This is a genomic window from Aestuariibaculum suncheonense (assembly GCF_014596935.1).
Lineage (GTDB): Bacteria > Bacteroidota > Bacteroidia > Flavobacteriales > Flavobacteriaceae > Aestuariibaculum > Aestuariibaculum suncheonense.
The window spans coordinates 1,332,201-1,347,943 of the sequence record NZ_JACVXC010000001.1 but is presented as its reverse complement, the minus strand read 5'-3'; the positions used below and the strand labels follow the sequence as shown (position 1 = coordinate 1,347,943).

Sequence of the window (15,743 nt, the reverse complement as noted above, 5' to 3'; positions counted from 1 at the left end):
ATATTTACAGGTATAGTTCACTAATAATGAAGCACCTAGTATTTTTAAGCTTTCTATTTATTTCAAGTCTTGCCTTTAGCCAAAATGTTCAGGTCGATAGTCAAACCTACACCGCGCAACAACTTATTGAAGACATTTTAATAGGTAGCAATTGTATTTCTAATGTCGTAGTCACCAATGTTCGTGGCGGAAACTTTAACGGTACAGATCAAAGCTACGGTTATTTTGATGCTTCTGGCAGTACTTTTCCGTTTCAAAGTGGGGTAGTTTTAAGTACCGGAAAACTATCTAATGTTCCCGGGCCAAACTCCTCGTTGAGTGATGATGATGCCATAAACTGGGATGGTGATAGTGATCTTGAATTCATTCTTAAAGAAGGAAATACAACCAACGCAACCATTATAGAATTTGAATTTACAGCTACTGCATCACAAATTAGTTTTCGCTATTTGTTTGCTTCAGAAGAATATCAGGAAAATAATTCGAATACCTGTAGGTATTCCGATTTGTTTGGCTTTTTAATCCGTAATGCAAATGAACAGCAATACACCAATATCGCGCTGATTCCTAACACACAAACTCCGGTTAAAGTAACTACTGTTCATCCGGAAATCCCTGGAGGATGTGCAGCGCAAAATGAGGCTTATTTTGGGAGTTGGAATGATTCAACGGCTCCTATCAATTTTAATGGACAAACCACTGTTTTAACAGCAACGGCTAACACCATTCCTAATGAAACATTTCACGTTAAGTTAGTTATAGCAGATGCGCAAAACTACCGCTATGACTCGGCCGTTTTTTTGGAAGCCGGAAGTTTTAAACTCAATACCGATATTGGAGAAAACCGACTTCTTACTACCGATAATCCGCTATGCGAAAACGAAACACTGCTTCTTGATGCCAGTGCATCAAACGGCAGTGCTTATAAATGGTTTAAAGATGGTATCGAAATTCAAAATGAAACCAATAGTTCGTATACCGCATCTGAATCTGCTACGTATACCGTTAAAATCGACTTAGGAAATAACTGCATATCTTATGGAGAAATTACTATTGAATACATTCCCAATCCAATCGTTTCAAATACAACATTAATAGCTTGTGACGACAATCAGGACGGACTAACCATTTATAACCTATTGGATACCGAACAAACCATTACTAATGGTGACGATAGATTAGTTGTTTCTAATTTCTACACATCGCTTCTTGATGCAGAAAATCAGCAAAACGACATTCAAACGCCTTCGGCTTTTGAAAATGTAATACCGCAACAAATTGTTTACGCTAGAATTGAAAATCAAAATCAATGTTTTTCGATTGCTGAAATCGCACTTGATATTTCCACTGACACTATTACTATTCCTCCCTTTGAAACCTGTGACGACACTACTCCTGATGGATTAACAACCTTTAACCTCGATGATTTAAGATTGATAATTCAACCTAATACTCCTGCAAATGCCACTATAAATTTTTATAAAACTACCGATAATTTATTTTCTGAAATGAATCCGCTTCCCGATGCCTATGAAAATACAAGTGCGTATGCTGAAACCATTTGGGTTAAAATAGAAAATGGTATTGACTGTTATGTGGTTTCTTCGGTTGATCTGATCGTATTAGAGTCACCGCAATTTTCAACTTTAGAAAATGTTGGTTATTGTTTAAATAGCTATCCAGAAACCATAACCATTGATTCCGGTCTTTTAAATGCTATAAATAACAATCCAACCTATCAATGGTATTTAAACAACAGTGTTATTCCACAAAACACCTCAACAATCGCCATTAACGAAACCGGAAGGTACACGGTAACGGTTACATTTAATAATGGATGCTCTGAGAGCAACTCAATCGAGGTAAAATCTTCAAACCTAGCTACCATTGAAAATATCACAATAACACAAGCTTCAGAAAATAATACCATAACCATAACAACATCTGGTGAAGGTAAATATCAATTTGCTTTAGATAATTCTTCATTTCAAGACAGCAACACATTTATTAATGTAACGGTTGGTATTCATACCGTTTATGTGAATGATATTAACGGATGTGGCATGATACAAAAACAGATTTCGGTTTTAGGCTTTCCTAAATATTTCACCCCGAATGGCGACGGCATCAACGACTTCTGGAAACCTTACGGAGTAACTTCTGAATTTCACAGCGATATTAATATTAAAATATTTAACCGCTATGGCAATTTCATTAAACAAATAAATCCGTCGCAATCCGGTTGGAATGGCACACTTCGTGGACAACCTTTAGCTAATGACGATTATTGGTATCATGTAGTTTTAAAGGACGGCACAAAATATACCGGACACTTTTCATTGAAGCGTTAAAATCAATTCTAAATATTTATATATTTGTTAGTTATGATAAAAACTTCAACCAACAAAACTAAATATTTAAGCCTTTTTACCTTTTGCTTTTTAAGCTTCTTTTTAAACGGAATGTCTCAAACCTGTTCATTAGGTAATCCGGTCTTTACAGAAAATTTTGGTTCAGGATCAGCTCGACTTGGACCTTCACTAAATCAAGATTCAAATGCAGATGTGCATCCTGATTTCAGACCTGCACAGTTATACACCTATGTTGGCGGAAATGGCACTGTTGGATACGACCAATATGGTTTAATGAAGAATCCGTACGATGCTGCTCCCGGTGGCGCTGGATGGAACAATAGTTTTACCGACCACACCGGAAACCCTAACGGTTATCTTTATTATTGCGATGCAGGAACAGATTTAAACGTGTTTTATGCTCAAAAAATAGATGGTCTTTGTTATGACATTCAATATGAACTTTCGGCTTGGTTTGCTAAATCAAACGAACCTGGTTACTTTATAGACCCTGATATTAAATTAATTGTTGGCTTTACAGATGCTAACGATATTCCCTTAGGAAATATAGTAGAAGCTAACACAGGCCCAATTTCAGGAATAGGTGAAAACCGCTGGCATAGAAAAACATTAGTATTTACTGTACCATCAGGTGCAGAAAACATCTATTTCATGCTTAAAAATAATGTGTCTGGGCAAGCGGGTAACGATTTAGCTATTGATGATATTGAAGTTCGCCCATGCGGTCCAGAAATAGAAATTAAAGATGCTTCAAACACGATTTTAAATAATGAGGCCTTTTGCTACAGCGGAACCTCTGATACTCAAATAAACTTGTCTGCTGATATTCCAAACACTTTTGTTATGATCTGGCAAGAATCTAAGACTCCCGATGTTTGGACAGATATGCCATATAATACCTCAAATACTTTAAATTATACCATTCCGGCAAATTCAAATAGTTTCCATCGCTTCAGACTAAAGTTTGCTCACAATGCCAATAATCTGTTAAACTCCAACTGTAACTTCTTTACCGATCCGGTTACCTATTATTTCACTGACGCTAACACAGCCCCTTCATTACAATCATGCGACGAAGATAATAATGGCTCTACCCGCTTTGATTTAACCCTACAGCATAGTCTTATCAATACTTCATCGGATGTTACCATTACCTATCATGCAAGTTTGACTGAAGCAGAGTCAGGTACCCAAGCCATTACCTTCCTAAACGCATTTGAAAGCAGCAATACAACCATTTACGCAAGAGTAGAAAACAACTTTAACTCCGACTGTTATGCGATTTCTAGCTTTAATCTAGAAGTCTATAATTCTGCTTTTCCTTTAGATTCTGTGAACATCGTTCCTATCCAGGAATGTGATGATACTTCCGCAGGAACAGATACCGATGGTTTTAAAATTATGGATATCACACAAAGGGAAACTGAAATTCTTAATGGTCAGTCAAATTCGGATTTCACGCTTACGTATTTTACAGATGCACTCTATGCTAATCAAATTTTTAATCCGGAAACTTTTGAAAACACCATTACTGGCGGACAAACCATTTATGTTCGAATGAGGAACAATAATTTTTCGGATTGTTATGCAGATACCAGTTTTCAAATTGAAATTCAGAAACTTCCTGAAGTCAACATGCCGGGTATTTACTCCCAATGTGACGATGCTTCTAATGATGGCTTGGCGCTTTTCAACTTAACCCTGAATGACATTAAAGAAGAAATAAATCCTAATTATATAACTGGGAGCTTAACATTCACGTACTACAATAATCAAAATGAGGCCGAAAATAAAGGTTCAAATATAACGTCACCTGAGAGCTACACAAACCAACTTGCTTTCACAAATGAAACTATTTGGATTCGTGTTGAAAATCCTAGTGGATGCCACAGAGTTGTTCCGTTGGAATTACAGGTAAATCCTTCAAGTAGTGCTTTAGATGCATATAATCCTACTTCTATCCATCAATGCGATGATGGTTTAGATGTTAGAGATGGTATTTCGACTTTCGACATGACAGCTATTAAAAATTACATTTTGAATACACTATTTTCATCGGTTCCTGCCACAATACATTTTTATGAAAGTCAGACCGATGCTGAACTGGAAATAAATGAAATTATAAATATTAACACCCATCAAAATACCAATTCCCCAAATAGTCAAAATATTTGGGTGCGCATAAAAAGTAGTTTGGGAAATGACTGCCTTGGTTTAAAAGAGTTTCAAAATTTGCTGATTGTAGAAAGCCTTCCAACGGCAAATCCGGTAAATTTGAATCCGCAATGTGATTACGATACGACTGATAATGTTTTAAGCTATCCGTTTGACACCTCTCAAATTGAAGCCACTGTTTTAGGAAACCAAAATCCTTCTGATGTTTCCATCTCCTATATCGATGAACAAGGTAATGCTTTGCCAGTTCCGCTTCCTAATCCATTTTTAACCGAAAATCAAACCATCACCATTCGGGTGACTAATAACACAACACAAGATCCTGAGGGTGCCTGTTTTGATGAAACCACGCTAAAATTTATTATCAACGAACAACCCATAGCGAATGCCATTTCGTCTCAAATATTTTGCGATGATGGTTTAGATGGCACAGATATAAATGATGGTCTACATCGTTTTGATACTTCCACTTTTTCCAACATCATTCTTGGAAATCAGACCAATATGGGCATCTATTTTTCATACATAAATCAGGAAGGAGTTTCAGTTGCTAATGCAACAGCATTGCCAAACCCTTTGATTTCAACCTCTCAAACTATTACCGTTGAAGTTATAAATCCAGAGAACACGAATTGTGTAGCTTCAGCCAATATCGAGTTAATTGTTAATGCTATGCCGGAATTTACAATTAATGAAGAAGAAATTGTTTGTACCTCAGATCCAACATTTACAGTAACATTAGCTCCTATGCAAACCAATCCTTCAGAAATATTCGACTATTCCTGGACATTTGAGAACGGAACTGAAATTTCAAGCAATACAACTTTAGAAGTATCCTCTCCGGGAAACTACTCGGTAACTTTAACAAACCCAACAACACTTTGTGCAACCACTAAAACTGTTTCAGTTAAAGCATCAGAACTCGCTACGATTACAAATGACGATGTTAGCGTATTAGACATTTCAGAAGATAACAGCGTTACTATTAAAAATCCATCAGCTCTGGGTTCAGGAACCTATCAGTTTGCTTTAGAAGCGAAAGATGGTTCAATCAATTTCCCATATCAGGACAGCCCTGTTTTTACCAATGTAAGAGCCGGAGATTATACATTGTATGTTAAAGATGATATTTGCGGCACCGCAGAAATTGATGTATTTGTTATTGGTTACCGCAAGTTTTTTACACCTAATAGTGACGGACAAAACGACCGTTGGAAAATTCAAGGTCTCAATAATACTCAGGCTTCAAGTCTGGTATACATCTACAATCGCTATGGCAAATTAATCAAACAGCTCAATCCTTTAGGAGACGGCTGGGATGGCACCTTTAATGGAGAAGTAGTCGCTACAGATGACTATTGGTTTAAAGTGCAATTAACGGACGGCAGAACTTTTACAGGACACTTTTCCTTAAAGCGATAAGAGTTATATTTTACGTAATTTTGCAACATGCGATTTAAAATTGAATCTGAATTCGGACCTACAGGCGATCAACCTCAAGCTATTAAACAATTGGTAGCCGGCATTAATACTGACGAAAAATATCAAACCCTGCTTGGTGTAACTGGCTCGGGTAAAACCTTTACCGTTGCCAATGTTATACAGGAAGTCCAACGCCCTACTTTGGTATTAGCTCATAACAAAACCTTGGCCGCTCAATTGTATTCTGAGTTCAAACAGTTTTTTCCAAATAATGCGGTAGAGTACTTCGTATCCTATTACGACTATTACCAACCCGAAGCCTACATTCCGGTTTCCGGCGTATATATCGAAAAGGATTTATCGATTAACGATGAAATCGAAAAGATGCGTTTAAGCGCAACATCTTCTCTCCTTTCTGGACGACGAGACGTGTTGGTTGTCGCTTCTGTTTCGTGTTTATATGGTATTGGGAACCCTGTGGAATTTCAAAAGAATGTGATTTCATTAGAACGCGATCAGGAAATTTCGCGAACTAAATTACTGCATCGTTTAGTGCAAAGTTTATATTCCAGAACTGAAGCTGAATTCAATCATGGTAATTTCAGAATAAAAGGCGATACCGTGGATGTATTCCCGAGCTATGCTGATTACGCGTTTAGAATTCACTTTTTTGGTGATGAAATTGAAGAGATTGAAGCCTTCGATATTCAAACCAATCAGGTGATTGAAAAATATGACCGATTGAATATTTATCCGGCAAATATGTTCGTGACTTCACCCGATGTCCTTCAGAATGCCATTAAGGACATTCAGGACGATTTAGTAAAACAGCATGATTATTTTAAAGATATTGGCAAGCATTTAGAAGCCAAACGTTTGAAGGAACGTACCGAATTCGATTTGGAAATGATTCGAGAGTTAGGTTATTGTTCAGGAATAGAGAATTATTCCCGCTATTTGGATGGTAGGCAGCCGGGAACGCGACCGTTCTGTTTACTGGATTATTTCCCCGATGACTATTTAATGGTTGTTGATGAAAGTCACGTGACCATTTCGCAAGTACACGCCATGTATGGTGGCGACCGCAGCAGAAAAGAAAACTTGGTGGAGTACGGTTTCAGACTACCTGCGGCCATGGACAACCGTCCTCTAAAATTTGAAGAATTCGAGGCCATTCAAAATCAGGTGATTTATGTGAGTGCTACACCTGCAGATTACGAATTGAAAAAATCAGACGGGGTTTACGTGGAGCAAATCATCAGACCAACCGGATTATTAGATCCGATTATTGAAGTGCGTCCAAGTTTAAATCAAATTGACGACTTGATTGAAGAAATTCAGCAGCGTGTTGAAAAAGATGAACGCACTCTGGTGACCACCTTAACTAAACGAATGGCCGAAGAGTTAACCAAATATCTCGATCGCATTCAAATTCGCTGTCGTTATATTCACAGTGATGTGGATACTCTGGAACGCGTGGAAATTATGCAGGATTTACGCAAAGGCCTTTTCGATGTTCTTGTTGGAGTAAATTTACTTCGTGAAGGTTTAGATTTACCTGAAGTATCTCTTGTAGCCATTTTAGACGCCGATAAAGAAGGCTTTTTACGTTCGGCACGTTCACTTACACAAACCGTGGGTAGAGCTGCGAGAAACCTTAATGGTAAAGCGATTATGTATGCTGATAAAATTACGAATAGCATGCAGCAGACCATTGACGAAACCAATTATCGTCGTGAAAAACAAATCAACTACAATACCAAATTCAACATTACGCCAAAAGCATTAAATAAAAACCTAAATAATGCGCTAGCGAAAAATTCGGTTAGTACATATAGTTATGAGTTAGAAGCTGCTAAAGCTGCCGAACCGGAAAGTCTGTATTTATCCAAACCGGAATTAGAAAAGAAAATTAAAGACAAGCGTAAACTTATGGAAGAAGCCGCTAAAGCACTAGATTTTATTGTGGCGGCGAAACTTCGTGATGAAATAAAAGGTTATCAGGAAAAATTAGAAAAGCTAAAAGTGTAATGCTTTTAGCTTTCCCATCCCAAAATATCTAGCTTATTTTCTAGTTATACTGCGTTTTAAAAATATCAATTAACACATCTGGAGGTACTATTTTATTCGGGAAACTTTCCATTAAATATAGCACCTTCGATATCGACTCATGGCTTAACCCCATGCGTAATCCAAAGTTATATAGCTTTACAATTTTTTTAGAATCACTTTGTTCATTATCTATATTCATTAACAACACCAAACGATGAAATTGTACAATTCTTTCGCTATGGGATTTTAAATGGATATAGTTAATAGGATGTTCTATTAGATAGTCGAAGTCCTCTCGAGAAATTTCAAGCTGCTTTGCCACACCTAGTAAAAAATTATATTCTATATCTTTAATATCTTTATCATGCTTTGCAAATGCAATCATTTCAGATAAGAGACTTAGTTTTTCGACTCTATTAATCATATAGTTAGGGATTAATTAATTACCTTATAAAGATACGAACAACCTTTATTTTATAATCGTAGATATATTGTAGCTTATCGAAAACCGTGGTGTATTTGGTCGTTTATTTTAATTATTTCATCTCAAATCCAAATCAATAGCGCCTCATTTCTTTTTATTTTGTAAACTATTAAAAAACAAATAGTCGCAAACAATTAAATTATAAAACACTAAATATCAATTATTTAATAATTATTTTAGAAATTTAAAATTGAAATTTTAATCACAATTTTTTAAGGTATCTTTACAAAAATTATAAAAACGCGAGAAAACGCATCGAGATACTATTTAATTCACAAAAAGGAATAGTACTTTTGAAACTCAAATTATTGATATGACGAATAATGATATTTTAAAAAAATTAAGAGTTGCTTTAAAGCTTAGAGACGACGATATCGTAAATATTTTAGCTTTGGTTGACTTCAGAATTACTAAAAGTGAACTTGGTGCTTTTTTCAGAAAAGAAGACCATCCGAAATACATGGAATGTGGTGACCAGATTTTAAGAAACTTTTTAAATGGTCTGGTAATTCAAATGCGTGGCCCCATGCCTCCAAAGAAACAAGAAAACAAAAAAAGCTCTTAATTAAAATTAAGAGCTTTTTTATTAGTTCAAAAATGAAGTTACCTTGATGCTACCAACTTAATAGGTATTAAATACTTCCTACCCGGCGACATACCCTCTGCCTGAATTTTACAATAATTAAGTTTGTACTTTAAAAATTGTTCTAATTCATCTGAATCGGAATCTACCGACAACACAACAATTTCATTCTTATTATTAATAGTAAAATAAACATTAGCTGAAACTTCTTCGTTAAACTCTAAATTAGAATCCCTTAAGATCTTTTGTATTTCTACAGTAATGGTTTCCGTTTTTGGAAGGTCATTCATCTCACCACTGCTGGCGAAAATGTTTTTTGTACATAATAAAATGGCTAATACTAATAATACTTTAATTGTTTTCATAGTTTTAGTTTTTACAGTTTTTACTATTGACTGTTTTTGTTTTACAAGTCAAAATTAGCCATAAAAAAAGAGTAGTGATTTACACTACTCTTATTAAAACTATACGATAATATTAACAAATACTACGGCTATGTTAAGCCTATGCTAATACTTCCTGTACTTTATCTGCAGCCTCCTGGAATTCAGTTGCACTTAATACAGCTAAACCAGAGTTGTCGATTAATTCTTTAGCGATGTCTGCATTGGTTCCTTGTAAACGTACAATAATTGGCACGTTAATAGTTCCCATGTTTTTGTAAGCATCGATTACCCCTTGAGCAACACGATCGCAACGAACGATCCCTCCAAAGATGTTAATCAAAATAGCTTTTACGTTAGGATCTTTTAAGATGATTTTAAAAGCAGCCTCAACACGAGCAGCATCAGCAGTACCACCAACGTCTAAGAAGTTAGCTGGCTCACCACCTGCTTGCTTAATTAAATCCATAGTAGCCATTGCTAAACCAGCTCCGTTTACCATACATCCTACGTTACCATCAAGGTCTACATAGTTTAATCCTACTTCTTTAGCTTCTACTTCAATTGGATTTTCTTCACGTAAATCGCGCAAATCTACGTAATCTTTATGTCTGTAAAGTGCGTTATCATCGATAGTTACTTTAGCATCAACAGCTAAAATTTTATCATCACTTGTTTTTAATACAGGGTTGATTTCAAATAAAGAAGAATCCGACTTTACGTATGCAGTATAAAGATTAGTAACGAATTTTGTCATTTCTTTAAATGCATTACCAGATAACCCTAAGTTAAAAGCAATACGTCTTGCCTGGAAAGGCGTTAAACCAACAGTTGGATCGATTTCTTCTGTAAAAATTAAATGAGGAGTTTCTTCAGCTACCGTTTCGATATCCATACCTCCTTCAGTAGAATACATAACCATGTTACGACCAGTACCTCTGTTTAATAAAACAGACATATAGAACTCTTCTGTTTCACTATCACCAGGATAGTAAACATCTTCTGCAACTAATACTTGGTGTACTTTTTTACCTTCAGCTGATGTTTGAGGTGTTACTAAGTTCATGCCGATAATTTGTCCAGCAATCTCTTCAACCTGCTCTAAGTTTTTAGCAAGTTTTACTCCACCACCTTTTCCACGACCACCTGCATGCACCTGTGCTTTAATAACATGCCAACCGGTTCCTGTTTCTTCAGTTAATTGTTTTGCTGCAGCAACAGCTTCCTTTGCATTTTGCGCTACAATACCACGTTGGATACGTACACCAAAACTGCTTAATATTTCTTTACCTTGATATTCGTGTAAATTCATAATTTCGCTAAATAGTTTAAGAGGCACAAATGTAAATAATCGTGATAACTTACCCTAATATTTCAATGTGAAAACTTTATAAATAATAAACTCATAACCTTATGTTAAATAATTAACATATTGTTCAACTTGTGTAATTTTTTATTTATTTATTTTTTATTGTCTTTAAAGAAATATCTTTGCCAAAAATTTGAAAATTATGTTGGAGAATCAATTGCTTAAAATTGCAGAAGATTTCGGAAGCCCTGTTTATGTTTACGATGCCGGAAAAATAGAGGCTCAGTACAACAGACTGACCAATGCTTTTAGTGGTGTAAAAAAGTTAAAACTTAATTATGCAGTAAAAGCATTATCAAATATATCGATACTAAAATTATTCAATAAGCTTGGTTCGGGTATTGACACGGTGTCTTTACAAGAAATTGAACTGGGTTTAAAAGCTGGCTTTAAACCGCAGCAAATTATTTTCACGCCTAATGGTGTTTCTTTAGCTGAAATTGAAGAGGCTGCTAAACTTGGTGTTGAAATTAATATTGATAACCTGTCTATTTTAGAGCAATTTGGTACAAAACATCCAAATGTTCCGGTTTGTATTCGTATTAATCCGCACATTATGGCGGGAGGTAATGCAAACATTTCTGTAGGGCACATCGATTCTAAATTCGGAATTTCAATTCACCAGATTCCTCACATCTTACGTATTGTAGAGAATACTAAAATGACTATTAACGGTATTCATATGCATACGGGTAGTGATATTTTAGATATTGAAGTGTTCTTATATGCGAGTGAAATTTTATTCGATACGGCGAAACAATTCAAAAACTTAGATTTCATCGATTTTGGTTCTGGATTTAAAGTTCCTTACAAAGCAGGTGACATTGAAACGAATATCGAAGAATTAGGTAAAAAATTAACCACTAAATTTAACGCATTCTGTAAAGAATACGGTAAAGATTTAACTCTAGCTTTCGAGCCTGGTAAATTTTTAGTAAGTGAGTCTGGTTACTTCTTAACTAAAGTAAATGCGGTAAAACAAACTACCTCAACGGTATTTGCTCAGGTAGATTCTGGTTTTAACCATTTAATCCGCCCAATGTTCTACGGTTCGCACCATGACATCATCAATATCTCTAACCCTAATGGAAATGAGCGTTTCTATACTGTTGTTGGTTATATTTGTGAAACCGATACTTTTGGCAGCAACAGACGTATTAAAGAAATCTCTGAAGGTGATGTATTATGCTTTAAAAATGCTGGAGCTTACTGTTTCTCTATGGCGAGCAACTACAACTCTAGATTCCGTCCAGCCGAAGTGTTATGGTATAACAACGAAGCCCACTTAATTAGAAAAAGAGAAACTTTTGATGATATCATCAAAAATCAAATTGAAATCGATTTTTCAGAGAAAAAAGAAAAAGAATTGGCTAAATAACCGATTCCAATAATTATACATCTTAGTTATAAAAGCTCAACCTGTGGTTGGGCTTTTTTTATATAAAACATAAACATAAAACACTGACTATTAATCAACAATTCAAACACCACACATAAATACTCACTAAAATTCACTATATTTATGACGCTTTTACAACAAAAAACATTCAACATCTCTCCCCGAGCTCTCTTTAATTGACCTATTATTTTAATGTCCCGGATTGATTTTATTTAGAATACTAATCGTGCTAAAGTAACCTTTAACACAACCATACTATATAACCATTATTAATTCTAACCAAAATCAAAATTATGAGAACACTATTGTATTTACTACTCGTGCTTCCTCTATTGGGAGTATCTCAGGAAACTAACAATTACATGTTAAACATGTCTGAAATCACTGTGAAACCCGGGCACAATTCGCCATTTAAGGAAGGGGTAATGTCCTGGAAAAAATGCTATAAAGATAACGAAGGGGAATTTAAATGGAGTATGTGGAAACGCGTTCAAGGTAAAGGAATAGTTTACACCATGACCAGCCGTATGGATAATTGGGCTGAAATGGACGAAAACAATGATGAAGCTGGTAAAAAATGTAGAATGAAAGTTGTCGATTTAATTCTACCTCATGTTGAAAGCGTGGAATACAATATTGCCAAACGAATGCCTGATGTTAGCAAATCCAATTCAAACCTATCAAGCGACACTAAACTGGTTTGGGTATACAATGTAAAAGTAGACAATTATGATAGCTTTATGGAAACCGTAAAAGAAGTAGAGTCTACCATTAAAAAAGCAGAAGGAGACGCACGCGGCACTTGGTACAGTGTCATAGGTGGTGCTCCGGAAGTTTCAGATTTCTTTGTAGTTGTACCCTTTAAAAATTTTGCTGCACTTGATGAAGACCGCGACGGTGTTTGGAAGGTTTATGAAAACGAGAAAGGAAAATCTAAAGCCGACGCTATTAAAGAAAATTTCAGAAGTGCCGTTTCTAAAGATTGGTCCTATATGTACAGTTTAATTGAAGATTTGTCATATTAGATCTCTTTCATAAAAAATAATCAACAGAATGAATTTATAAGAAAAGCACAATTTTCCTTGTGCTTTTCTTCATTTCTAATTTACCCATTCAAATAACCAAAATTTTAAAGAATTTCTATGCTTAATTCATATCACACACAGCCCCCTTAATTCACTTTTACAATTCTCTCTCCTAAACCTTAAATAGTTTAATTCCAACTAATTAACAGCACATCGTTTTTAACCTTAGAATCAAGTAGTATGAATCAAAAAGCCGTATTGTATGAATTAGTTGATTTAAAACAGAATGCTTATTTATCTGAAAGTGCCACCCTACGGTATTTAGTATTTTCAGCATTATATATTTGTGAAGGTATCCCGATTGGTATCACCTTTTATGCTATTCCCGCCTGGCTAGCCATGAATGAGATTTCTGCAGGCACTATTGCTGCATACGTTTCAGTCATTTCCATCCCATGGAGTTTTAAATTCTTTATCGCCCCTATTATCGACCGGTATACCCCCATAGCAATGGGTAGAAAACGCCCTTGGATTATACTGGCTCAAATTGGGTTAATCGTCAGCTTTCTTTCCTTTGGCTTTGTAAACGAACCTTTAAGTAATATTCATGGATTAATGATTTGTGGTTTTTTAATCAGCTTGTTTGGTTCTACACAGGATATTGCCATCGATGGTATGGCAGTCGATATTATACCCATTCACCAACAGGCAAGAGCCAATGGTATTATGTGGGGCTCAAGAATTATTGGACAGTCACTTTCACTTCTGTTAGGAACCACACTAATTAACATTGTAGGGTTTACCAATGCCATTGGTTCATTATCCCTTGTAATAATCCTATTAATACTAGTTCCTATTTTTTTCAGGGAACATCGTGGCGAAAAATTAATGCCCTGGACAAAAGGTGAAGCCTCTGAAGCTTCAAAAAAAGCTCAGGTTACAAACTGGAAGACCTTATTTAAAAACTTAAGAAAAGTTCTCATACTACCAACCAGTCTCATTCTAAGTCTCGGAATGATTATAACGGGCGCTTCTACTGGATTTATTGAAGTCTTATTCCCCATTTTCACAGTTCAGGAATTAAACTGGACCAATACGGATTATTCACAAGTTTACTCTATAGCTTCCGTGGTTGGTGGCGGTTTTAGCATGGTTGCCGGTGGTGTTATTATTGATCTTATTGGCACAAAGAAAATGGCACTTATTCTTATATCATTACTGGCACTTATCATTTTCTCATTTGGATTAATTCCTAACAGTTGGCAAAACACTTCTATCGTTTATGGTTTTATTATTCTTTTTAATTTATTAAACACTTTACTCACGGTGTCCCTTTTAGCTATGGCAATGAAAATTTCATGGCATAAAATATCAGCTTCACAGTTTACCTTATATATGACCTGTAATAATTTAGGTATTATAATAGGTCCGTGGCTATTTGGCTTGATTCAAAACGAATTAGGATGGAATCAAGTCTTTTTTTGTGGAGCTGCTATTCCCTTCATCGCATTTTTTATTTACAAAACCATTAATATCAAAAAACATTTAAATACAATAAAAACTTTAACTGAATAAAACAACCAATTAAATATTAAATCTATGAAAACTTCAATCACATTATTTCTGTTAACCATAAGTTTTAGCCTAATTTCCTGTAACGATTCGAAACTTGAAAAGAATATTACCATGTATGAAGAAACATGGAATCAAATCATTAATGACGGTAATATAGATCTTATAAATAACACTAATTTCACCGAAGACATTACCTTAATTGCAAGTCCCGAAAACATAGTAGGTATAGATAATTTCAAAGCCTACTATCAAAATTTTCTAACCGGATTTTCAGATATAAAATTCACTGTAGTTCAGGTTTTTGGTCAGGAGGACAATATTGTAAAACACTGGAATTTTAAAGGAAACCATACCGGAGACTTTTTCGGAATACCCGCCACAGGAAAATCAGTTGATATTAATGGTGTTACACTAGTAAAAATGAAAGACGGGAAAATTGCCAAAGAAGAAGACTTTATGGACAATATGATATTTATGCAACAATTAGGACTTTTACCCAATCAGGAAAACATAGCTACTATAAATAGTATATATGAAGCTTTTGGGAAAGGTGATATCCCAACTGTTTTAGGCATGATGGACGCAAATATTGTTTGGAACGAATCAAGTTCTAGTTCTTACTCAGATGGCAATCCTTATACCAGCCCTGATGCTGTATTAAATGGAGTATTCAAAAGACTTGGCGAAGACAACGAGTATTTCAAACTGGAAAACATAAAACTATCCCCTTTAGGGAACAACCAAGTATTAGCGACACTTAATTACGATGGAAAATTGAAGAAAACCGGCGAATCTTACAAAACTACTGTAGTGCATTTGTGGACATTAAAAAATGGAAAAACAACAGCATTTCAACAATATCTTGGTTTAGGCAAGCAATAGTTAGCCATAAAACATATATAAA

The 15,743-nt window shown here is 35.3% G+C and carries 11 protein-coding genes; 8 read left to right on the top strand and 3 right to left on the bottom strand.

Features of this window, described 5'->3' with window-relative positions; all coding sequences use genetic code 11:
* Window positions 1-26 precede the first annotated feature (26 nt).
* From ICJ84_RS05630 to uvrB, 3 genes are read left to right on the top strand one after another with little or no spacing between them, the layout of a single operon-like run.
* Window positions 27-2,351: a T9SS type B sorting domain-containing protein gene (locus tag ICJ84_RS05630; protein ID WP_188215357.1), complete on the top strand. Its 2,325-nt coding sequence runs from the start codon at window positions 27-29 to the stop codon at window positions 2,349-2,351.
* Between the two features lie 33 nt (window positions 2,352-2,384).
* On the top strand, window positions 2,385-5,969 hold the full coding sequence (locus tag ICJ84_RS05625; protein WP_188215356.1) for a T9SS type B sorting domain-containing protein: 3,585 nt from the start codon (window positions 2,385-2,387) through the stop codon (window positions 5,967-5,969).
* 27 nt (window positions 5,970-5,996) lie between these two features.
* Entirely contained in the window at window positions 5,997-8,000 is a 2,004-nt protein-coding gene (uvrB, locus tag ICJ84_RS05620) for an excinuclease ABC subunit UvrB (protein WP_188215355.1), read from the top strand.
* A 40-nt stretch (window positions 8,001-8,040) separates the two neighbouring features.
* Here uvrB and ICJ84_RS05615 read toward each other — a convergent pair whose 3' ends face one another.
* Entirely contained in the window at window positions 8,041-8,445 is a 405-nt protein-coding gene (locus tag ICJ84_RS05615) for a TerB family tellurite resistance protein (protein ID WP_188215354.1), read from the bottom strand.
* Window positions 8,446-8,818: 373 nt separating this feature from the next.
* On the opposite strand from ICJ84_RS05615, the gene ICJ84_RS05610 reads away from it, so the two are divergent.
* Entirely contained in the window at window positions 8,819-9,070 is a 252-nt protein-coding gene (locus ICJ84_RS05610; RefSeq protein ID WP_188215353.1) for a DUF1456 family protein, read from the top strand.
* 38 nt (window positions 9,071-9,108) lie between these two features.
* Here the strand turns inward: ICJ84_RS05610 and ICJ84_RS05605 are convergent, their stop codons facing one another.
* Together ICJ84_RS05605 and sucC are read right to left on the bottom strand one after the other, a co-directional pair.
* Window positions 9,109-9,453, bottom strand: a complete 345-nt coding sequence (locus tag ICJ84_RS05605; RefSeq protein WP_188215352.1) for a hypothetical protein — start codon at window positions 9,451-9,453, stop codon at window positions 9,109-9,111.
* Between the two features lie 139 nt (window positions 9,454-9,592).
* Window positions 9,593-10,783, bottom strand: coding sequence for an ADP-forming succinate--CoA ligase subunit beta (gene sucC, locus ICJ84_RS05600; protein ID WP_188215351.1), 1,191 nt, complete (start codon window positions 10,781-10,783; stop codon window positions 9,593-9,595).
* Window positions 10,784-10,982: 199 nt separating this feature from the next.
* Between sucC and lysA the strand changes: the two genes are divergently transcribed.
* The 4 genes from lysA to ICJ84_RS05580 all read left to right on the top strand — a co-directional run bounded on the left by lysA (window position 10,983) and on the right by ICJ84_RS05580 (window position 15,721).
* A complete protein-coding gene (gene lysA, locus ICJ84_RS05595) occupies window positions 10,983-12,218 on the top strand; it encodes a diaminopimelate decarboxylase (protein WP_188215350.1) in 1,236 nt (411 codons plus the stop codon).
* Window positions 12,219-12,532: 314 nt separating this feature from the next.
* Window positions 12,533-13,264: a hypothetical protein gene (locus tag ICJ84_RS05590; RefSeq protein ID WP_188215349.1), complete on the top strand. Its 732-nt coding sequence runs from the start codon at window positions 12,533-12,535 to the stop codon at window positions 13,262-13,264.
* 240 nt (window positions 13,265-13,504) lie between these two features.
* Window positions 13,505-14,839, top strand: a complete 1,335-nt coding sequence (locus ICJ84_RS05585; RefSeq protein ID WP_188215348.1) for an MFS transporter — start codon at window positions 13,505-13,507, stop codon at window positions 14,837-14,839.
* Window positions 14,840-14,863: 24 nt separating this feature from the next.
* A complete protein-coding gene (locus ICJ84_RS05580) occupies window positions 14,864-15,721 on the top strand; it encodes an ester cyclase (RefSeq protein WP_188215347.1) in 858 nt (285 codons plus the stop codon).
* Window positions 15,722-15,743 lie beyond the last annotated feature (22 nt).